13 protein-coding genes and 2 pseudogenes are annotated in these 20,702 nt (G+C 69.0%); 2 read left to right on the forward strand and 13 right to left on the reverse strand.

Annotation, left to right across the window (positions count from 1 at the left end; genetic code table 11):
- Positions 1-188: 188 nt before the first annotated feature.
- The 10 genes from ACIBK0_RS39870 to ACIBK0_RS39915 form a co-directional block, all read right to left on the reverse strand.
- Positions 189-1,880 carry a proline--tRNA ligase gene (locus ACIBK0_RS39870; protein WP_399091296.1) on the reverse strand — a complete coding sequence of 564 codons (1,692 nt, stop codon included), beginning with the start codon at positions 1,878-1,880 and terminating at the stop codon, positions 189-191.
- Between the two features lie 72 nt (positions 1,881-1,952).
- The gene (locus ACIBK0_RS39875) at positions 1,953-2,522 is read right to left on the reverse strand and encodes a GNAT family N-acetyltransferase (protein ID WP_399091299.1); all 570 of its coding nucleotides are present in this window, start codon (positions 2,520-2,522) and stop codon (positions 1,953-1,955) included.
- A 53-nt stretch (positions 2,523-2,575) separates the two neighbouring features.
- Positions 2,576-3,424: a GNAT family N-acetyltransferase gene (locus tag ACIBK0_RS39880; RefSeq protein WP_399091302.1), complete on the reverse strand. Its 849-nt coding sequence runs from the start codon at positions 3,422-3,424 to the stop codon at positions 2,576-2,578.
- Between the two features lie 248 nt (positions 3,425-3,672).
- Entirely contained in the window at positions 3,673-4,830 is a 1,158-nt protein-coding gene (ispG, locus tag ACIBK0_RS39885; RefSeq protein WP_399091305.1) for a flavodoxin-dependent (E)-4-hydroxy-3-methylbut-2-enyl-diphosphate synthase, read from the reverse strand.
- A 162-nt stretch (positions 4,831-4,992) separates the two neighbouring features.
- Positions 4,993-6,297 (reverse strand): M50 family metallopeptidase, encoded by a 1,305-nt coding sequence (locus ACIBK0_RS39890; protein ID WP_399091308.1) that lies wholly within the window; start codon positions 6,295-6,297, stop codon positions 4,993-4,995.
- Positions 6,294-7,550, reverse strand: coding sequence for a 1-deoxy-D-xylulose-5-phosphate reductoisomerase (gene dxr / locus ACIBK0_RS39895; RefSeq protein WP_399091311.1), 1,257 nt, complete (start codon positions 7,548-7,550; stop codon positions 6,294-6,296). Before dxr ends, ACIBK0_RS39890 begins: the two co-directional genes overlap by 4 nt.
- Before the next feature lie 92 nt (positions 7,551-7,642).
- Complete coding sequence (gene secA, locus ACIBK0_RS39900) at positions 7,643-10,405, reverse strand: preprotein translocase subunit SecA (RefSeq protein WP_399091314.1); 2,763 nt, start codon at positions 10,403-10,405, stop codon at positions 7,643-7,645.
- Between the two features lie 27 nt (positions 10,406-10,432).
- Entirely contained in the window at positions 10,433-10,828 is a 396-nt protein-coding gene (locus ACIBK0_RS39905) for a hypothetical protein (RefSeq protein ID WP_399091318.1), read from the reverse strand.
- Between the two features lie 214 nt (positions 10,829-11,042).
- Positions 11,043-12,980, reverse strand: coding sequence for an acyl-CoA dehydrogenase family protein (locus ACIBK0_RS39910; RefSeq protein WP_399091321.1), 1,938 nt, complete (start codon positions 12,978-12,980; stop codon positions 11,043-11,045).
- Between the two features lie 164 nt (positions 12,981-13,144).
- Positions 13,145-14,071: an endo-1,4-beta-glucanase gene (locus tag ACIBK0_RS39915; RefSeq protein WP_399091324.1), complete on the reverse strand. Its 927-nt coding sequence runs from the start codon at positions 14,069-14,071 to the stop codon at positions 13,145-13,147.
- Positions 14,072-14,165: 94 nt separating this feature from the next.
- Between ACIBK0_RS39915 and ACIBK0_RS39920 the strand changes: the two genes are divergently transcribed.
- Positions 14,166-15,176: a LacI family DNA-binding transcriptional regulator gene (locus ACIBK0_RS39920; protein ID WP_399091327.1), complete on the forward strand. Its 1,011-nt coding sequence runs from the start codon at positions 14,166-14,168 to the stop codon at positions 15,174-15,176.
- 216 nt (positions 15,177-15,392) lie between these two features.
- Positions 15,393-17,444: a TIM-barrel domain-containing protein gene (locus tag ACIBK0_RS39925; RefSeq protein WP_399091330.1), complete on the forward strand. Its 2,052-nt coding sequence runs from the start codon at positions 15,393-15,395 to the stop codon at positions 17,442-17,444.
- A 49-nt stretch (positions 17,445-17,493) separates the two neighbouring features.
- Here the strand turns inward: ACIBK0_RS39925 and ACIBK0_RS39930 are convergent, their stop codons facing one another.
- From ACIBK0_RS39930 to ACIBK0_RS39940, 3 genes and pseudogenes are all read right to left on the reverse strand, one after another.
- Entirely contained in the window at positions 17,494-18,207 is a 714-nt protein-coding gene (locus ACIBK0_RS39930; protein WP_399091333.1) for a hypothetical protein, read from the reverse strand.
- Positions 18,208-18,242: 35 nt separating this feature from the next.
- Positions 18,243-19,667: pseudogene (locus ACIBK0_RS39935) on the reverse strand (glycosyl hydrolase family 95 catalytic domain-containing protein); the annotation flags it as partial.
- Positions 19,668-20,105: 438 nt separating this feature from the next.
- Positions 20,106-20,655: pseudogene (locus ACIBK0_RS39940) on the reverse strand (glycoside hydrolase N-terminal domain-containing protein); the annotation flags it as partial.
- Between the last annotated feature and the right edge of the window lie 47 nt (positions 20,656-20,702).

The following is a 20,702-nucleotide window of genomic DNA, read 5'->3' on the forward strand; positions in this document are numbered from 1 at the left end:
CGCCCCACGGAAGGTCACGCATTCGATGCTCGCACTCGCATACGGCGTCGGCACCGGCCACAGGGCGTGACGCCGAGAGACAGCGAATCACTGCGGATACCCGATGAAGTCCATCAGCCTGAGAAATGCCTGTGAGGCGCCCATGCTCTCGAGATGAACTTCTTGAGCGCCTCCTGGCTGTCGTGCGGTTATGCCGTCAGGCGGGCGATCGCCTCGTCGACGGTCAGCTCCTCGCGCTCGCCGGTCCGGCGGTCCTTGAGCTCCAGGACGCCCTCGGCCGAGCGGCGGCCGGCTACCAGGATCTTCGGTACGCCGATGAGCTCTGCGTCGGTGAACTTCACACCCGGGGAGACGCCGGCGCGGTCGTCCACCAGGACGCGTACGCCCACGGCGCCCAGCTTCTGCGACACGTCGAGCGCCAGCTCGGTCTGCAGGGCCTTGCCCGCGGCGACCACGTGGACGTCGGCGGGGGCGATCTCCTTGGGCCAGCACAGGCCCTGCTCGTCCGCCGACTGCTCGGCCAGCGCCGCCACCGCGCGGGAGACGCCGATGCCGTACGAGCCCATGGTCACGCGGACCGGCTTGCCCTGCTGGCCGAGGACGTCGAGCTGGAAGGTGTCGGCGTACTTGCGGCCGAGCTGGAAGATGTGGCCGATCTCGATGGCGCGGTCCAGCTTGAGGCCCGTGCCGCACAGGGGGCAGGGGTCGCCCTCTTGCACCACGACGACGTCCAGGTAGTCGTCGACCTCGAAGTCGCGGCCGGCGACGACGTTCTTCGCGTGCGTGTTGATCTTGTTGGCGCCGGTGATCCAGGCCGTGCCGGGGGCCACCCGCGGGTCGGCGATGTAGCGGACCTTCTCCATGCCCTGCGGGCCCACATACCCGCGTACGAGGTCGTCACGGCCCTCGAAGTCCTCGGCGGTGACGAGTTCGACGACGGCCGGAGCGAGGTGCTCGCCCAGCTTGCCGAGGTCGACCTCGCGGTCGCCCGGGACGCCGACGGCGACGATCTCGCCGTCGACCTTGACGAGGAGGTTCTTGAGGGTGGCGGAGGCCGGGACGCCGAGGTGCTCGGCGAGGGTCTCGATGGTCGGGGTGTCGGGGGTGTCGAGCTCCTCGACGGGGCCGTGCTCCGCTTCCACGGGCGTCAGCTTGAAGGTGACGGCCTCCGTGTTGGCCGCGTAGTCGCAGGCCGGGCAGTCCACGAAGGTGTCCTCACCGGCGGCGGCGGGGGCGAGGAACTCCTCGGAGGCCGAGCCGCCCATCGCGCCGGAGACCGCCGACACGATGCGGTAGTCCAGCCCCAGGCGGGCGAAGATCTTCTGGTAGGCCTCGCGGTGCAGACGGTAGGACTCGGCGAGGCCCTCGTCCGTGGTGTCGAAGGAGTACGAGTCCTTCATCTGGAACTCGCGGCCGCGCAACACGCCGGAGCGCGGGCGGGCCTCGTCGCGGTACTTCGTCTGGATCTGGTAGAGCATGACCGGCAGGTCCTTGTAGGACGTCACCTGGTCCTTCACGACAAGCGTGAAGATCTCCTCGTGGGTGGGGCCGAGCAGGTACTCGCCGCCCTTGCGGTCCTTGAGGCGGAAGAGGAGGTCGCCGTACTCCTCCCAGCGGGCCGACGCCTCGTACGGCTCCTTGGGCAGCAGGGCCGGGAGCAGGACTTCCTGCGCCCCGATGGCGTCCATCTCCTCGCGTACGACCCGGGAGATGTTGTCGAGGACCTTCTTGCCCAGCGGCAGCCAGGTCCAGATGCCCGCGGAGTTCCGGCGCACGTAGCCGGCACGGACGAGCAGCTTGTGGCTGAGCGTCTCGGCGTCTGCCGGGTCGTCACGCAGTGTCTTGACCATCAAACGGGACATGCGCTGGACCTGGGCCATGATTCTCGACTCCTGCTGCGTAAGGGTGATGGAAGCGAGGTTAGCCGGGCGGTCCATCCCGGTGGAAATCGGTTAACGCCTGCGGAGGGGCAGCGGGGCACCCATCACGGCGTACGGCTTGGGCGCGCTGGGGAAGAGAACCTGCCGTGCGAGGTCCTCGTAGCCCAGCGAGCGGTACAGGCCGCGGGCCGGGCTGTCGGTGTCGATCGCGGAGAGGATCGAGCGGGGTTCCGCGGCGCTGTCCGTGATGCCGGTGATCAGGCGGCGGCCGATGCCGTGGTTCTGGTAGCGCGGATGGACATGCAGTTCGGTGATCACGAAGGAGTTGTCGAGCCAGTCGTCGTAGCCGTGGCTGCGCAGATAGGGCTCGACGACGGTGGACCACCAGTGCGTACGGTCGTTGGGCATGCCGTAGACGAACCCGACGAGCCGTCCGTCGCGCGTCGTCGCGCCGAGCGCGCGGGCTCCGGGGTACGTGAGGTGGCGCAGCACGATCTGACGTCGTACGGCGATCTCCTCGGCGCCCAGCCCGAAGGCGAGGGCCTGTACGGCGAGCGCCTCGTCGACGCGCGCGGCGAGATCCAGCGGGCCGATGACCACGTCGTCGGGGTTGCGGTGGCCCTGACCGGGAAAGCGCAGCATGCGGGGAGACTACAGGTCACGTACGAGCGTCAGAACGGCACTTCGAAGGGGGGCTAGAACAGCACGCTCATGAACGCGCCGACCTCCTGGAAGCCCACGCGGCGGTACGTGGCCCGGGCGGCCGTGTTGAAGTCGTTGACGTACAGGCTGACGACCGGGGCGACATCGGTGAGGGCGTACCGCATCACGGCGGCCATGCCGGGGGCCGCCAGGCCCTGCCCTCGGTACTCGGGCGCGACCCAGACCCCCTGGATCTGGCAGGCCTGCCCGGTCGCGGCGCCGATCTCCGCCTTGAAGACGACCTTGCCGTTCTGGTCGAGGCGGGCGAACGACCGGCCGGAGCCGACGAGTTCGGCGACGCGCGCCTGGTAGAGCAGCCCACCGTCACCGGCGAGCGGCGAGACGCCGACCTCCTCGGTGAACATCGCCACGCACGCCGGCATGATCGTCTCCATTTCGTCCTTGCGGATGCGACGGACGTACGGATCCGGAGCGATGTCGGTAGGGAGCCGGTCGGCGACCATCAGGGGCTGGTGGGCGCGAACGTCGCGGGCGGGCCCCCAGCTCGGTTCGAGCAGCCGCCACAGCTGGGCGGTCGGCTCGGCGGGGCCGACGATCGAGGAGCAGCGGCGGCCGGCCCTTCTCGCGCGGTCGGCGAAGCCGCGGACGGCTCGTGGGGTGGCGCCGATCGGTACCAGGTTGGCGCCCGCGTAGCACAGGGACTGCAGCATGCCGTCCTCGTACCAGCCCCACATCTCGCCGCCGAGCCGCCATGGGTCGAGGCCTGCGACCTGCACCCGGGAGGCGACGAAAGCGTTCGCGACCGGCTCGCGGTCGAGGACGGCGAGCGCGGCGTCCAGGTCACTCGGTTCGAGGACCCTGGTGGTGGTCTGGGTCAACAACGGGGCGGCTCCATCACTCCTTGCGGGCAACGACAGCCCATCGAACACCCTGCTAGCGTCGGCGTGTGCTCGTTCGCGAGCACCGGTCAGGGCTTGACTGTCGCGTCACTGCGAGAAGCCCCTCGGGGTGGAGTCACACGGTCTGCTGATCTCCGTACTCTAACCGGAGATGCCGAGCGGCACCGCACGCAAGGAACTCGGGCGCCACCTCGGGAACGGCACCCTGGTCCCTTGCGTCACAAGGCGGGTCAGCCGGCGACCGACACCGACGGCTCGCCGGAGGCGATGCCTTCCGCCTCCATCAGCTCGGCGAGCTTCATGGCCTCCTCGATGAGGGTCTCCACGATCTTCGATTCGGGCACGGTCTTGATGACCTCGCCCTTGACGAAGATCTGCCCCTTCCCGTTGCCGGAGGCGACACCGAGGTCGGCCTCGCGGGCCTCGCCGGGACCGTTCACCACGCAGCCCATGACGGCGACGCGCAGCGGCACCTCCATGCCGGTCAGACCTGCGGTGACTTCCTCGGCCAGCTTGTAGACGTCGACCTGGGCGCGCCCGCAGGACGGGCAGGACACGATCTCCAGACCGCGCTGCTTGAGGTTGAGGGACTCCAGGATCTGGAGGCCGACCTTGACCTCCTCGGCGGGGGGCGCCGACAGCGAGACCCGGATCGTGTCGCCGATGCCCTCGGAGAGCAGCGCACCGAAGGCCACCGCCGACTTGATCGTGCCCTGGAAGGCGGGCCCCGCCTCGGTGACGCCGAGGTGCAGCGGGTAGTCGCACGCGGCCGCCAGCTGCCGGTACGCGTTGACCATGACCACCGGGTCGTTGTGCTTCACGGAGATCTTGATGTCCCGGAAGTCGTGCTCCTCGAAGAGGGACGCCTCCCACAGCGCGGATTCGACCAGCGCCTCGGGCGTCGCCTTGCCGTACTTCTGGAGCAGCCGCTTGTCGAGGGAGCCCGCGTTGACGCCGATCCGGATCGGGGTCCCCGTGTCCTTCGCGGCCCGCGCGATCTCCTTGACCTGGTCGTCGAACTGCTTGATGTTGCCGGGGTTGACGCGGACGGCGGCGCAACCGGCCTCGATCGCCGCGAAGACGTACTTCGGCTGGAAGTGGATGTCCGCGATGACGGGGATCTGGGACTTGCGGGCGATCGTCGCGAGCGCGTCCGCGTCGTCCTGCGTGGGGCAGGCGACCCGCACGATCTGGCAGCCGGACGCGGTCAACTCGGCGATCTGCTGGAGCGTGGCGCCGATGTCCGACGTACGCGTCGTCGTCATCGACTGCACCGACACCGGTGCGTCTCCACCCACGGCCACGGTTCCGACCTGGATCTGGCGGCTCTTGCGGCGCTCGGCCAGCTTGGTCGGAACGGACGGCATGCCGAGAGAAATCGCAGTCATCTGCTGTGCAACCCCAAGTTGTGGATCAAGGTCCCGGAATCGTGGGCTCCAGGCTTCGAGATTACGGCACGGGCTCACGCCCGAGCACATCACGCCCCCAAACCCACCCAATGGAGGGCGGCCGGACACCCATGGTGTCCGGCCGCCCCAAACAGCGCCTTACTAGGAGATTTTCACCGGGTTAACCACGTCCGCGATGAGCACCAGAATCGTGAAGCAGACGAAGATTCCGGCCACCACGTACGCGACGGGCATCAGCTTCGCCACGTCGAACGGGCCCGGGTCGGGCCGCCTCAGGACCTTGGCCGTGTTGCGCCGCAGCGACTCCCACAGCGCGCCCGCGATGTGCCCGCCGTCGAGCGGGAGCAGCGGGAGCATGTTGAACAGGAACAGGGAGAGGTTGAAGCCGGCGACCAGCAGCAGCATCATCGCGACCTGCTGCGACGGCGGGATGTCGAGGGTGAAGACCTCGCCGCCGACCCGGGCCGCGCCGACCACACCCATCGGGGAGTCGGCCTTGCGCGGACCGTCACCGAAGGCCGCGTTCCACAGGTCGGGGATCTTGCCAGGCAGCGAGACCAGCGACTCGACGCCGTTCTGCATCATGTCGCCCATGCGGTTCACGGACTGCCCGAACGACTGCTGGACGATGCCGGAGGCGGGCGTGAAGCCGAGGAAGCCGGCGTACACGTACTTGCCCTCGACATAGCCGCCGTTGCCGTCGGTCTTGCTGACCTGGTTCTTGATCAGGTGGGCGGTGAGGTCGACCTGCTGCCCCTTGCGCACCACCGTGATCGTGACGTCCTTGCCGGGGTTGGCGCGGATGTCGGACTGGAGGGTGGACCAGTCGTCGACCGCCTTGCCGTTGAAGGCGACGATCTTGTCGCCGCCCTTGAGCCCGGCGGCCTTGGCCGGCGCGGACTGGTCGCCGCTCTCGCACTTGGTCCGGTTTTCGCTCTGCTGGATGACGCAGTCCGAGACCTTGCCGACGGTGGTGGTCTGGGTCTGTACGCCGAACGTCATCATCACGCCGAGGAAGATCACCACAGCCAGGATGAGGTTCATGAAGGGGCCCGCGAACATCACGATCACGCGCTTCCACGGCTTGCGCGTGTAGAAGAGGCGGGTCTCGTCGCCGGGCTTGAGTTCCTCGAAGGCAGCCGACCTGGCGTCCTCGATCATGCCGCGGAAGGGGGAGGTCGAGCGTGCCTCGATCTTGCCGTCCGGACCCGGCGGGAACATCCCGATCATGCGGATGTAGCCGCCGAGCGGGACCGCCTTCACCCCGTACTCGGTGTCGCCCTTCTTCCGCGACCACATGGTCGGGCCGAAGCCGACCATGTACTGCGGCACGCGGATGCCGAAGAGCTTGGCCGTCGACAGATGTCCCAGCTCGTGCCACGCGATCGAGATGAGCAGGCCGACCACGAAGACGACTATGCCGAGGATCATCATCAGGGTCGTCATGCACGAGCCTCCGCGGTTGTCGTCTGTGCCGTCAGTTCACGGGCCCGGGCGCGCGCCCAGGTCTCCGCTTCGAGGACGTCCGCGACGGTCAGAGAAGTTCCCGTATCCGGCGTGCCGTGTTCCTCGACCACCCGTGTGACAGTCTCCATGATCCCGTTGAACGGCAAGGTGCCCTTCAGGAACGCGTCCACGCACTCCTCGTTGGCCGCATTGAACACCGCCGGGGCCGTACCCGCGAGCTGCCCGACATGCCGGGCGAGTCCGACCGAGGGGAAGGCGTCGGTGTCGAGCGGGAAGAACTCCCAGCTCGACGCCTTGGTCCAGTCGAAAGCGGGCGCGGCGTCCGGCACCCGCTCGGGCCAGCCGAGCCCGATGGCGATCGGGCCGCGCATGTCGGGGGGCGTCGCCTGGGCGATCGTCGATCCGTCCGTGAATTCCACCATCGAGTGGACATACGACTGAGGGTGCACCACCACCTCAATGCGATCGAAGGGAATGTCGTAGAGGAGGTGCGCCTCGATGACTTCGAGACCCTTGTTGACCAGGGTCGCGGAGTTGATGGTGATGACCGGGCCCATGGCCCAGGTGGGGTGGGCCAGGGCGTCCTCGGGGGTGACGTCCGCCAGCTCGGCCTTCGTACGTCCCCGGAAGGGGCCTCCGGAAGCGGTCACGACGAGTTTGCGTACGTCGGCACGGGTGCCCGAGGCGAGGGACTGGAACAGCGCCGCGTGCTCGGAGTCGACCGGGATGATCTGGCCCGGCTTGGCCAGCGCCTTCACCAGCGGGCCGCCGACGATGAGCGACTCCTTGTTGGCGAGCGCGAGGGTGCGGCCCGCCTCCAGGGCGGCGAGGGTGGGCGCGAGGCCGATGGAGCCGGTGATGCCGTTGAGCACGGTGTGGCAGTCGGCCGCGGCGACTTGGGTGGCGGCGTCCGCGCCCGCGAGGATCTCGGGGAGCGACTCCCCCGATCCGTACTGCGCCGTGAGCGCTTCACGCAGCGCCGGTACGACGTCCTCGCGTGCGACGGCGACCGTCCGTACGCGCAGCCGGTGGGCCTGCTCCGCGAGCAGTCCGACCCTCCCGCCGGCGGCGGAGAGCGCGGTGACCCGGAACCGGTCGGGGTTGCGCAGCACGAGGTCGATGGCCTGGGTGCCGATCGATCCGGTGGAGCCGAGGATCACGACATCCCGGACTCCGTCCACGGGGTCGAAGACAAGATGCGGATCAGCGAGGGGGGCTGGACTGTCGCTCATCCCTCCATTGTGGCCGCAACGCGTCCCCGGCAGGACAGGGCGCCCCTTTTCTCGTCGCTTTACGCGACAAGTACCGCCGACGACACCTGCCGCTAACGCCTGCGCCGACGCTGTTTGCGGGTCCTGGTGCGCGCGCGAGGTGAGACGGAGGCGTCGCGTGGCTCCGGCCCGGGCCGGTCCGGAGGCGACGCGGCCGGGGTGGCGTCGGTCGGGGCGAACTCGCCCTCGACCACGCCCTCCGCCGTGTCCAGCGTCGGCGCGGTGAAGTACAGGCCGTCGGTGGGCCCGCGCCCGGTACCGGCGCCCGGAGCCTCGGCGTCGAGGTTGAAGACGTAGCCGACGGACTCCTCCTTGATGGCGTCGGTCATCGCGCCGTACATGTCGAAGCCCTCGCGCTCGTACTCGACGATCGGCTCCCGGCCCAGGGTCCAGCGCAGGCCGATGCCGTCGCGGAGGTAGTCCATCTCGTAGAGGTGCTCGCGCCATTTGCGGTCGAGGACGGAGAGGACGACGAGGCGTTCCAGGTCGCGCAGTGCCTCGGCGCCGAGTTCGGCCTCGCGCTCCTCGTACCGGGCGTGGATGTCGCCCGTCATCGCGTCGATCAGGTCGCCCGCGGTGAGGTTCGCGCGGTCACCGGCCTCCTCCTCCAGCTCCTCGATGGTGATCCCCACGGGGTACAGCTGCTTGAGCGCGACCCACAGCCGCTCCAGGTCCCACTCCTCGGCGAAACCCTCGCCGGTCTCCTGCTCGATGTACGCGCCGACGGTGTCGTCCATGAAGTGCAGGATCTGTTCGCGCAGGTCCTCGCCCGCGAGGACGCGGCGGCGTTCGGCGTAGATGAGGGTGCGCTGCCGGTTGAGGACCTCGTCGAACTTCAGGACGTCCTTGCGGGACTCGAAGTGCTGCTGCTCCAGCTGAGCCTGGGCGGAGGCGATGGCGCGGGTGACCATCTTGTTCTCTATGGGTACGTCGTCGGGGACGTTCGCCATGGACATCACCCGGTCGACCACGTTGGCGCGAAACAGTCGCATCAGGTCGTCCTGGAGCGAGAGGTAGAAGCGGGAGGCGCCGGGGTCGCCCTGGCGGCCGGAGCGGCCGCGCAGCTGGTTGTCGATGCGGCGTGACTCGTGCCGCTCGGTGCCAAGGACGTAGAGGCCGCCGAGTTCCTTGACCGCGTCGTGCTCGGCCGCGACCGCGGAGGTGACGCGATCGAGCACCTCCTGACGCGCCTCGGGATCAGCGTCCTCTCCGGCCTCGGCGAGTGCCATCGCCTCCGGGTTGCCGCCGAGCATGATGTCGGTGCCGCGGCCCGCCATGTTCGTGGCCACGGTGACCGCGCCCTTGCGCCCGGCCTGGGCGACGATCTGGGCCTCGCGCTGGTGGTTCTTGGCGTTGAGGACCTCGTGCCGGATGCCCCGCTTCCGCAGCCGTGCGGAGAGCACCTCGGACTTCTCGACGGAGGTGGTGCCCACCAGGATCGGCTGGCCCTGCTCGTGCTTCTCGACGATGTCGGCGAGGATCGCGGCGTACTTCGCCTCCTCGGTACGGTAGATCTGGTCGGGGTCGTCGCGGCGGACCATCGGCCGGTTGGTGGGGATCGGGACGACGTGCAGCTTGTAGATCTGGTGGAACTCGGCCGCCTCGGTCATGGCGGTGCCGGTCATGCCGGCGAGCTTCTCGTAGAGGCGGAAGAAGTTCTGCAGCGTGATCGTGGCGAGCGTCTGGTTCTCGTCCTTGATCGTCACGCCTTCCTTGGCCTCGATCGCCTGGTGCAGACCCTCGTTGTAGCGGCGGCCCGCGAGGATGCGGCCGGTGTGCTCGTCGACGATGAGCACCTCACCGTCCACGACGACGTAGTCCTTGTCCAGCTTGAAGTGCTCCTTGGCCTTCAGCGCGTTGTTCAGATGGCCGATGAGCGGGGTGTGGTCGGACTCGTAGAGGCTGTCGATGCCGAGCTGGTCCTGGAGGAACTCCACTCCGGAGTCCAGGATCGCCACCGTGCGCTTCTTGGGGTCGTACTCGTAGTCGTACCGGGTCCGCAGCTCGGCGAGGCGGTCCTTGTCCGCCTGCGTGGTGAACTGCTCCTCCTGCACGAGGACACCCTTCATCCGCAGCGCGAACGCGGCGAAGGCCTCGTACCAGTGCGTGGGCTGATCGGCGGGACCGGAGATGATCAGCGGGGTGCGCGCCTCGTCGATGAGGATCGAGTCGGCCTCGTCGACGATGGCGAAGTGGTGGCCGCGTTGCACCAGTTCGTCCTGGGACCACGCCATGTTGTCGCGCAGATAGTCGAAGCCGAACTCGGTGTTGGTGCCGTAGGTGATGTCGCAGGAGTACTGCGCCCGCCGCTCGGCAGGGGTCGACTGCGTCTTGATCACGCCGACGGTCAGCCCCATGAACCGGTAGGCGCGCCCCATCCACTCGGCGTCCCGCTCGGCCAGGTAGTCGTTGACCGTGACCAGGTGAACTCCCTTGCCGGTCAGGGCGTTCAGATACACCGGAAGCGTGCCGACCAGGGTCTTTCCCTCGCCGGTCTGCATCTCGGCGATGTTGCCTGAGTGCAGCGCCGCGCCCCCCATGATCTGTACGTCGAAGTGGCGCATGCCCAGGGTGCGCCGGGCCGCCTCGCGCATCGCGGCGAAAGCCTCCGGCAGCAGGTCGTCCAGGCTCTCGCCGCCCGCGTACCGCTCCTTGAACTCCGGGGTGAGCGCCTGGAGTTCCTCGTCGGTCAGCGACCTGAACTCCTCCTCCAGGGAGCCCACCTGTTCGGCGATGCGCTCGAGGCGGCGCAGCATCCTGCCCTCGCCGGCCCGCATGATCCTGCCGGTGATGGCGTCCAGACCTTTACCTGCCATGGGAAATTCCCCCAGAACTGAGCACAACTAAACGGCGTCCACGAGCATCCGTATCCAGCGATTGGCCCGCTGGAGAATGAGGACGCCCTGTTGATTCGCTTTGATCACTTCGCGCAGTACGGGGTCCTCGACCACGTCGAGCGCGGCGCTGAAGAGCTGCTGAATGACGGGCCGTTCACCCGGCCGTCCGGAATCCAGCAGACCGTCGATGTCGCGGAGGTCGATTCTCCGAATGCGGAGGGCGTCGAACGAGGCCACGGGCGGCCGCGGCGCCTCGTCGACCAAGGCCAGCGCGCAGTCGTTCAGGAGGACCGCGAACGCGTCACGGTGCCCGTCGAAGGTCTCCGGCGCGGCCTCGCGCAGCTTCTGCGCCAGCGGCTGCACCTCATTGCGCACGGTGCGCAGCGCCCGTACGAGATCCATCTCATTCAGCTGCTGCCATGCCTCCCCGCGGGCACGCGTCAGCTGTACGGAAATGCCGTGACTGTATTCTTCCCCGACTCCTTGGCGCATCTGCCGTCCCCGTTCGCCATTCCTTTCATTGTTGACGCACAACTTCGGTGCGGCAAGCAGCGGAATGGCGAACGGGGCTGGTGTGCATTCCAGTGGAAAAGGTTGCCGAATGGGTCGGTCGAGTTCAGCGAATGGGGCGGTGGACGTTCTCCTTCTTCGACGGCCCCGGCGTCGCGTCCGCGATCCAGGGACCTTCACCGGAGGGGTCGACGATGCCCTGCTCCAGCCATTCGTACGTGCCCGACAGGACGCCCTTGACCACCTTGCGGTCGAGGTCGTCGGTGTTGGTCCACAGGCGGGCGAAGAGCTCCTCGACGCGGATGCGGGACTGGCGGCAGAAGGCGTCGGCGAGTTGGTAGGCCTCGCGGCCGTGCTCCCCGGTGGTGCGCAGGAGTTCGGCGCGCACGCAGGCCGCGCTCATCGCGAAGAGTTCGGCGCCGATATCGACGATCCGACCCAGGAAGCCCTGCTTGGTCTCCATGCGGCCCTGCCAGCGGGACATGGCGTAGAAGGTGGAGCGGGCGAGCTTGCGCGCACTGCGTTCCACGTATCGCAGGTGCGGGGACAGATCCACCTGCTGGTTGAACTCGTGGTACGAGCGGGGCAGTTGGCCGGGACCCGCCACCAGCTTCGGCAGCCACTTGGCGTAGAAGACACCGGCGTTCGCGCCCGCCTTCGCCTTGTCCGAGAGGGACTTGTCGGGGTCGATGAGATCGCCCGCGACGGACAGGTGGGCGTCGACGGCCTCACGGGCGATCAGCAGATGCATGATCTCCGTGGAGCCCTCGAAGATACGGTTGATGCGCAGGTCGCGCAGGATCTGCTCGGCGGGAACCGCCCGCTCCCCGCGCGCGGCGAGCGACTCGGCGGTCTCGAAGCCGCGGCCGCCGCGGATCTGGACCAGTTCGTCGGCCATCAGGCAGGCCATCTCGGAGCCGTACAGCTTGGCGAGAGCGGCCTCGATGCGGATGTCATTGCGGTCCTCGTCGGCCATCTGCGAGGACAGGTCGAGGACGGCCTCCAGCGCGAACGTCGTCGCCGCGATGAAGGAGATCTTCGCGCCGACCGCCTCGTGGAAGGCCACCGGCTTGCCCCACTGCTCGCGCGCCGCCGACCACTCGCGAGCGATCTTCAGACACCACTTGCCCGCGCCCACGCACATGGCCGGCAGGGAAAGACGGCCGGTGTTGAGAGTGGTCAGGGCGATCTTGAGGCCCGCACCCTCGGGGCCGATCCGGTTCGCGGCCGGGACGCGGACCTGGTGGAAGCGGGTGACGCCGTTCTCCAGGCCGCGCAGGCCCATGAAGGAGTTGCGGTTCTCGACGGTGACGCCCTCGGAGCCGGCCTCCACCACGAACGCCGTGATGCCGCCCTTGTGGCCCTCGGACTTCGGTACGCGTGCCATGACGACCAGGAGATCCGCGACGACGCCGTTGGTCGTCCAGAGTTTCACTCCGTCGAGGACGTAGTCCTCGCCGTCCGGTACGGCCGACGTCGCGAGGCGGGCCGGGTCGGAGCCGACGTCCGGCTCGGTCAGCAGGAAGGCCGTGATGTCGGTGCGGGCGCAGCGCGGCAGGAAGGTGTCCTTCTGCTCCTGGGTGCCGAAAAGTTTCAGCGGCTGCGGTACTCCAATCGACTGATGCGCGGAGAGCAGGGCGCCGATCGCGGGGCTCGCGGAGCCGACCAGGGCGAGCGCCTTGTTGTAGTACACCTGGGTGAGACCGAGGCCGCCGTACTTGGTGTCGATCTTCATACCGAGGGCGCCGATCTCCTTGAGGCCGTCGATGACCTCGTCGGGGATCTGCGCCTCGCGCTCGATGCGGGCCGAGTCGATCTTCGTCTCGCAGAAGTCGCGCAGCTTGGCGAGGAACTCCTCGCCGCGCTGCGCCTGCTCGTCGGCGGGCAGGGGGTGCGGGTGGATCAGGTCGAGCCGGAAGCGGCCGAGGAACAGCTCCTTGGCGAAGCTGGGCTTGCGCCAGTCCTGTTCGCGCGCGGCCTCGGCGACCTGTCGGGCCTCACGTTCGGTGACTGTGGGCTGGTGGGGCTGGGGTGTTGCGGACATGAGGCTCACCTCGCCGCGAATAGGGATCTTGGGCTCGTACAGCGTTGTTCGGCACGATCGTTACCGACCGGTGCTACTCGATCGTATGTACCCGATTCAGGGTGTGCCCACCAGTCCTCGCGCAGTGTTCGGCCCAATGCGCGCCCCCCAGGTATCAGCCGATGTCAACCGAGTACGACTTCGTGTCGAGCCGCCCGGAGCCGTGGAAGACCTCGCTGCCCGACTCGATGCCGGAGAGGTATTTGTGTGTTGCTCAACAGTTTGCGACGGACCAGCGCCTGGGTGAAGTCGTCCAGATCGAGGTCGGCCCCGGTGGTGTTCGTACGGCGGACGAAGGAGTACACCTTCCAGCCGATGTCGCCCTGGTAGATGTCCCACATGGCGCCGCCGAGGCTGACGCTGCCGTACTTGGCGCCGAGGGGCCCCGCGCCGCCCTGCCGGTTGGGCCAGACCATGACTTCGTCGGTGGGCCGGTCCTGCCAGTCCGCGTTGTTCTTGGCGTGCAGCCACAGGTCGTACGCGACGTTCATGGTGCCGGGGCTGGAGCTGACCGAGAACTGCCAACTGGTCCTGATCGGTTTGCGGTCGCCGACCCGGACGGGCAGCTCGGTGGCCGCCCTGTCCACCTTCCAGCCCCAGTGCCAGCCGAGCACGGTACTGGCGTACGACTTCACGGCGTTTTCCTTGCCGGCCCAGGTGTAGCTCGTGCCCCAGCCGATGGTGTCGCCGCTGCGCGAGGTGTCCCAGACGCACTGGGTACCCCGTGCCGTCGTCCTGCCCCCAGAGGTTGTTGTTGACGTAGTACTTGCCCATCGTGACGGTGTCGAAGGCGCCGCACTCCTTGCCGTCCTCCCCCGCCTGGGCGACAGTGACGCCGGCGGCGGCCGCGAGTGCCACGGAGCTCGCGAGGAGCGTCTTCGCCTTCTTGGACAGGCGCGGTCGACGGTGTTGCATCGGGGGTCCTTCCGGGGGACGGTCTGTGTACGCCCCTCAGTGGCCGCCGCGTGGTCAAAGGGTTGCCGTGGCGTAGGCGATGGCCATGCCGCACTCAAGAATTTAGTTGTCGAAGCGCTTCGACAACCTATGGACACGTCTTCTTCACCGAGCTACTGTCGAGTCCACCCTCACTCGCCCTATCCGTAATACGCGCAATGTCGAAGCGCTTCACAAAGCTTGGAGAGCTGGATGGTCACCCTCGCCGAGGTCGCCCAGCACGCCGGAGTCTCGGCGAGCACGGTGAGCTATGTCCTCAGCGGCAAGCGGTCCATCTCCGCGAGCACCCGGCAGCGGGTCGAGCGGAGCATCCAGGAGCTCGGCTACCACCCGAACGCGGGCGCCCGGGCCCTGGCGAGCAGCCGGTCCAACATCATCGCGCTGATGATTCCGCTCCGTACCGACATGTACGTACCCGTGATGATGGAGATCGCCATCGCGGTGGCGACCAACGCCCGCACCCATGGGTACGACGTGCTGCTGCTCACCGGCGAGGAGGGTCCCGACGCGGTACGCCGGGTCACCGGCAGCGGGCTCGCCGACGCGATGATTTTGATGGACGTCGAACTCGACGACGAGCGGCTGCCGTTGCTGCGCGAGACGGATCAGCCGTCCGTACTCATCGGGCTGCCCGCGGACACCTCCGGACTGACCTGTGTGGACCTCGACTTCGGCGCGACGGGGGCACTGTGTGCCGAGCATCTGGCGATCCTCGGCCACCGTGACATCGCTGTCATCGGCGAGGCGCCCGCGGTCTACGAACGGCACACCGGCTTCGCTGAGCGCACCCTCGACGGACTCCGTTCCCGCTCCCGGGAGTTGGGCCTGCGCGTGCTGCACCGTCCCTGCGAGGGCGGGTACGACGCGATGGCCGTGACCCTCGCCCGGATCCTCGACGAGCGCCCGGGTACCACGGGCTTCGTCGTGCAGAACGAGTCCGCGGTCGAGCCGCTGCTCGCGCTGCTGCGTCAGCAGGGCCGCGCCGTGCCCGAGGACGTGTCGGTGATCGCGATCTGCCCGGACCAGGTCGCCACGCAGGCTTCGGTGCGGCTGACCTCGGTCGCCATCCCCGCGCAGGAGATGGGCCGGTACGCCGTGGAGCATCTGATCGCCAAGCTCGAAGGGCACGGCAAGGACGAAGTCGTGCTGATCGCACCCGCGTTGACGGTACGGGCGAGCACGGGCCCGGCGCCGACCGCCTGACACACCGCGCCCTGACCGGGCCCTGCCGCGATGCCTGCCGTGGGGCATCGCACACCGACCGTACGCCCCGCCGTGAGGCGCCCTACACCGAGCCGTACGCCCTCCCGGAGGCCCGGCGCGGACCAGTCACGCCCTCGTGTGAGGGCACCGCCCCGTCCCGGCCCACCAGAGCCGCGCCGGGTCACTTCACCACTCCTTCTCCCAGGAGCACCCCACGTGAATCAGCCTGCCGAAAACCAGCCCCCGCAAGGCACCGTCAGCCTCGCGCAGTCCTCCCCGACCGTCGGCACGTTCCGTGAGCGGGACGGCGCGCTGGAGTGGAGCGGCCGCACGGAGACCGTACGCATCGAAGCCTGGGGTCCGGACGCGGTCCGCGTCCGGGCCCGGCTCGGCGGCCCGGTCCTGGAGAACCTCCCGGGCGCGCTGCTCGACGAGCCGCCGGCCGCCGAGAGCACCGTCAAGATCGAGGGCGGAGAAGGCCGGCTGACGGTCGGCGCGCTGACCGTCGCGGTGACCGCCGAGGGGCTCGTGCGCTTCGTCCGCACCGCCGACGGCGGCGAACTCCTCGCCGAGGAGCGCGCCCACTTCTGGTGGCCCGGCCCGCGCCTGTACACCCCGACCGGCAACGGGCACCACCGCCTGGAGCAGCGGTTCGCCGCGTACGAGGACGAGAAACTGTACGGCCTCGGGCAGCACCAGCACGGGCTGCTCGACCAGAAGGGGGCGGTCCTGGACCTGATCCAGCGCAACGCCGAGGTGACCGTCCCGGTGCTCGTCTCCAGCCGCGGCTACACCCTCCTGTGGAACAACCCGGCCATCGGCCGTGTGGAACTCGCGGGCAACGGCACCCGCTGGGTCGCCGACTCGGCCCGCCAGATCGACTACTGGATCACCGCGGGCGCCTCGGCCGACGCCCAGCGCCGCTACAGCGCCGCCACCGGCCGTACGCCGATGCTGCCCGAGTGGGCGGCCGGCTTCTGGCAGTGCAAGCTGCGCTATCGCACCCAGGACGAACTCCTGGCGGTGGCCCGTGAGTACAAGCGCCGGGGCCTGCCCCTGTCCGTCATCGTCTGCGACTTCTTCCACTGGACCCATCTGGGCGAGTGGAAGTTCGACCCGGCGGAGTGGCCGGACCCGGCGGCGATGCAGCGGGAGCTCGGCGAACTCGGCGTCAAGCTGGTCGTGTCCGTCTGGCCGTCGGTCTCGCCGCTCTCCGAGAACCATCAGCTCATGGAGCAGCGCGGCTACTTCATCGGCACCGAGTACGGTCCGACGGCGCACGCCGACTGGCCCGACAAGGAGGTCGCGTCCACGGTCCAGGTGGCTTTCTACGACGCGACGAACCCCGAGGCGCGCGAATTCCTCTGGTCGCGTGTGAAGGACAACTACCTGGATCCGTACGGGATCGACGCCTTCTGGCTGGACGCCTGCGAGCCCGAGCTGAAGCCGGGCTTCTCGGAGAACCTGCGCTACTACGCGGGCCCGGGCCTGGAGGTGGGCAACCTCTACCCCCGCGAGAACGCCCGCACCTTCTACGAGGGCATGCTGGCCGCCGGTGAGACCGAGGTCGTCACCCTCAACCGTTCGGCGTGGGCGGGCAGCCAGCGCTACGGCGCCGCCCTGTGGTCCGGCGACATCGGCACCGACTTCGCGACCCTGCGCCGCCAGATCGCCGCCGGCCTCAACACGGCGCTCTCCGGCATCCCCTGGTGGAACACCGACATCGGCGGCTTCCACGGCGGCGATCCGGACGACCCGGCGTACCGCGAGGTCATGGTCCGCTGGTTCCAGTTCGGGGCGCTGTCCCCGCTGATGCGCCTGCACGGCTTCCGCGACCCGGGCATGGCGCTCGGCCCCGACATGACGGGCGGCCCGAACGAGGTCTGGTCGTACGGCGAGGAGGCCGGCGCCATCCTGGAGAAGTACCTGCGGCTGCGTGAGCGCCTGAAGCCCTACGTGCTGAAGGTGATGCGGGAGGCCCACGAGGAGGGTCTGCCGGTGATGCGCCCGCTGTTCCTTGAGTTTCCGGACGACCCGGCGACCTGGTCCGTGGACGACTCGTATCTCTTCGGCCCCGACCTGCTGGTCGCGCCGGTGCTCACGGCGGGCGCGACGGCCCGTACGGCGTACCTCCCGGCGGGCGCGTACTGGACGGACGCGTGGACCGGTGAGACGTACGAAGGGGGCGCGGCCGTGACCGTCGACGCCCCGCTGGACCGCATCCCGCTGTTCCTGCGGGACGGGGCACGGCTGCCCGTGGCCGAATAGCGCAGTGCGGCCGGTCCCCCGCGGGGACCGGCCGCACGCTCATCCTGGGTCAACTGCTGCTGACCGTCAGGTTGTTGGTGGTGAAGTCGAGGCCGCCCGAGGACGAGGTGATCTCGAAGCCGAACTGCACGTCGCCGATGGTCTCGTTGCCGAACCAGCCCTTGGTGTCCTTGATCCACTTCAGGATCGGCAGCACGTTCACCGTGCCGGAGCTGGAGTTCGAGGTGCGCACGAACGAGAAGACGTCGTTCGCGCCGTTGTTGCCCTTGTAGACGGTCCAGGTGTGACCGCCCAGCGTCACGTTGCCCTGCGAGGTGCCGAGGGGTCCGACGGCTCCGGTCTTGTTGACCCAGAGCATGATCTCGTAGTCGTAGTCGGTGTCCCAGATGTCGTACGACGTGTTGTACGCGCCGGACGACGGGACCGTGACGTTGTAGCTGCTGGAGAGCGAGCCGAGCGAGGTGATCGATTTGTTGATCACCTTCTTGGAGTCGGGGTAGGACTTGATGCCCCCGGTGTTCGGGTGGTTCGCCCATACGCCCCAATTGGTACCGGAGTTGGCCCAGATGCACTGGCTGCCGGCGCCCGAGCCCCAGATGTTGTTGTAGAGCGTGTAGCCGTTCAGGGTGGTGTTGCCCCATTGGTCGCAGGAGTTCCAGACGGCGGCCTGGGCGGGGGCGGAGGCGAGGCCGACGGTGGCGCCCAGCGCGAGGGCGGGGGCCAGCATCGCCTTGGCGATCCTGCTCAGCGTGCGTGTTGCCATGGTGTCCCTTCCATGGGTGGGGGGAGTTGCGGGGGTTACCACGCCCGCAGGGTGAGGACGTGGTCTTCTCCGGCGACGAGGTCGAGCGGTTCGGCGCCGAGGGAAGTCCGGACTTCGATGCGGCGGGTACGGGTGGGGCGGATGACCGCGATGGCTTCTTCCGGGCTCCAGGTGAGGTCGAGCTCCGCCCCGAACCGCGTGCGGATGCCGCGTAGTCGACCCGTCGGGTACGCCGCCGCGGGCGCGGGCAGCAGGACCAGCCGGTCGGGCGTCGACTGGACGAGCGTCTCGATCAGCACGGCGGGCAGCGTGTGGGCGGCGTCCGCGTTGTAGACGTGCCGGTTCGGGTAGTGCCCGCTCATCAGGGAGACGTGGAAGAAGTTCCCGGCCAGAACGTTGTCCAGGGCCGCCGCCACCCGTTCCCCGTCCCGCAGCCGGGCCGCCACCAGGGCGTGGTGGAGGTGGCCGTGCGCGGAGTCGTTCTCGGCGCCGCGCAGTTCGAGCGCGCGATGGGCCGCCGTGGCGAGATCCGGCGTGTCGTACGGGTTGATCTCGTCGAGCGGCCAGACACCGTAGAGGTGGCTGAGATGGCGGTGGTCGTAGGTGTCGTCGAGACCGGGCCAGGCCCACTCGGCCAGCGCGCCCTCGGCGTTGACCCGGTGCGGCGGCAGTCGGTCGGCGAGCGCGCGCCAGCGCTCGGCGGCGGGTCCTGGGTGATAGTCGGCCGCCGTGCGCAGGGCGTGGCGGGCCGCGGAGAGGTCCATCGCGGCGTTGAGGGTGACCCAGCTCGCGTTCGCGGGGCGGTTCTCCGGGGAGTACGACGGCACGATCACCAGGTGGCCGTCGTCGTCCGTCCGGGTCAGGAAGTCCTCGTAGAAGTGGGCCACTTCGGCCAGGGCATCTCCGAGGCGCGTATCGCGTTCGCCACGCGTCTCGTCGTGGTCCACGAGAGGCTTCAGGAGCCAGTCGGCGCCCGCGGTCCACACGTGCAGGGGGTACTCGCGACTGAGGTGGTAGATGTGCCCGGACTCGCCGTCGGTGTGCGCGGGGGCCACCACACCCCGCGCGCCGAAGATCGCTCGGGCGTTGTCCCGCCAGTGGGGCAACTGCCCGTGGATCAGGGCGGCATGAGCCTGGGTGACCTCCGGGAGCGCGGCCGCCGCGGCAGACGCCGTCTGGAGATTGAGGTTGGCGTCCGTGGTGAACGCCCCGGACCAGGCAGTGTCCCAGTCGCCGGTCCACAGCCCGGTCAGCCTTGGGGGCAGCGTCCCGGCGGACGACAGCAGGTGGTAGCGGCCCGCCGCGAAGAGCCGCTCCAGGAGGGCCGGGCTCTTGGGACGGTGTACCAACTCCGAGCCTGGGAGCGCGCGTTCGGCGTCGTCTGCGCGCAGGTCGAGAGCGGTGCGGAGGTAGGCGGGGCGGTGGAGGGCGGTGTGGCGGGCCAGGAGGCGGGTGTACGCGGCGTCGTCGGAGTCGGTGCCTATGTCGGTGCGTATGTCGATGTCGGCTTCAGTGTCGGCTCCGGCTCCGGTGTCGGTGTCGGTGTCGGCTTCGGTGTCGGTGTCGGTGTCGGTGTCGGCTTCGGTGTCGGTGTCGGTGTCGGCTTCGGTGTCGGTGTCGGCTCCGGTGTCGGTGTCGGTGCCGGTGTCGGTGTCGGTGCCGGTGTCGGTGCCGGTGTCGGTGTCGGCTCCGGTGTCGGCTTCGGTATCGGCTGCAGCTTCGGTGCCGGCCCCGGCTCGACCGGCGGCTTGGCCGGCGGCTTGGCCGGCGTCCTGGGGCAGCAGGGCGCGCAGCTCGCGGGCCTCGGTCAGCACGTCGAGTTCGCCCGCATGCCGCCGCACCCGGGTGAGCAGGAGCAGCGAGCGCGCACCCTCGACCCGTACGCCGGGAAGTGCGGTCCGGGTCCGGCCGCCCGTGACCACGACGAGCGTCACCCCGGTGTACGCCAGGTCGCTGCCCGGATAGCGGGCGCGCAGCGTGAGCAGGGCGCCCTCGGGGGTGAGGACGGCACTGTGTCCCACCGCCAAGTCGGCGGGAGCGCCCGGCAGTCGGTGGTCGAGGGTCACGTCGACGCTGAGATGGGACTCGGTCACGTACTGGACGACGACGTCGTCGGCCCGGGAGACGAAGACCTCGCTGCGCCAGCTGCCGCACTCGGCGCCGGCGACGCCGGTGGTGAAGTCGACCTCGCGCCGGTACGAGCGCCACTCCGCGGCGGGTCGGCGCAGCCGTACCTGGAACGCGGGGTGGAAGGGCTGTACCCAGAGCAGCGGCCGCCCGTCGGTGAAGTCCTCCCCCCGCCGCGAGGTCCCCGGCCAGCAACCGGTCCTGCACATCGGCAAGTCGGTCGGCGAGAGCGGGCGGACGCGCGCGCTCGCTGCCGTTCGGCCGGACCAGGCTGTGATGGTTGACGATGACCCGGTCGCCGTTCGGATCACCGAACACCATGACGCCGTGCGTGCCGTTACCGCTCAGAAAGGCGTCCTCCCAGCGGG

Source organism: Streptomyces sp. NPDC050564, from assembly GCF_044457265.1.
GTDB lineage: Bacteria > Actinomycetota > Actinomycetes > Streptomycetales > Streptomycetaceae > Streptomyces.

Excerpts from the sequence above, each read along its gene's own strand:
- ACIBK0_RS39875 (WP_399091299.1), bottom strand. The coding sequence starts at position 2,522 with ATGCTGCGCTTTCCCGGTCAGGGCCACCGCAACCCCGACGACGTGGTC.
- ACIBK0_RS39920 (WP_399091327.1), top strand. The coding sequence starts at position 14,166 with ATGGTCACCCTCGCCGAGGTCGCCCAGCACGCCGGAGTCTCGGCGAGC.
- ACIBK0_RS39870 (WP_399091296.1), bottom strand. The coding sequence starts at position 1,880 with ATGGCCCAGGTCCAGCGCATGTCCCGTTTGATGGTCAAGACACTGCGT.
- ACIBK0_RS39930 (WP_399091333.1), bottom strand. The coding sequence starts at position 18,207 with ATGGCAACACGCACGCTGAGCAGGATCGCCAAGGCGATGCTGGCCCCC.
- ACIBK0_RS39910 (WP_399091321.1), bottom strand. The coding sequence starts at position 12,980 with ATGTCCGCAACACCCCAGCCCCACCAGCCCACAGTCACCGAACGTGAG.
- secA (WP_399091314.1), bottom strand. The coding sequence starts at position 10,405 with ATGGCAGGTAAAGGTCTGGACGCCATCACCGGCAGGATCATGCGGGCC.
- dxr (WP_399091311.1), bottom strand. The coding sequence starts at position 7,550 with ATGAGCGACAGTCCAGCCCCCCTCGCTGATCCGCATCTTGTCTTCGAC.
- ispG (WP_399091305.1), bottom strand. The coding sequence starts at position 4,830 with ATGACTGCGATTTCTCTCGGCATGCCGTCCGTTCCGACCAAGCTGGCC.
- ACIBK0_RS39905 (WP_399091318.1), bottom strand. The coding sequence starts at position 10,828 with ATGGATCTCGTACGGGCGCTGCGCACCGTGCGCAATGAGGTGCAGCCG.
- ACIBK0_RS39890 (WP_399091308.1), bottom strand. The coding sequence starts at position 6,297 with ATGACGACCCTGATGATGATCCTCGGCATAGTCGTCTTCGTGGTCGGC.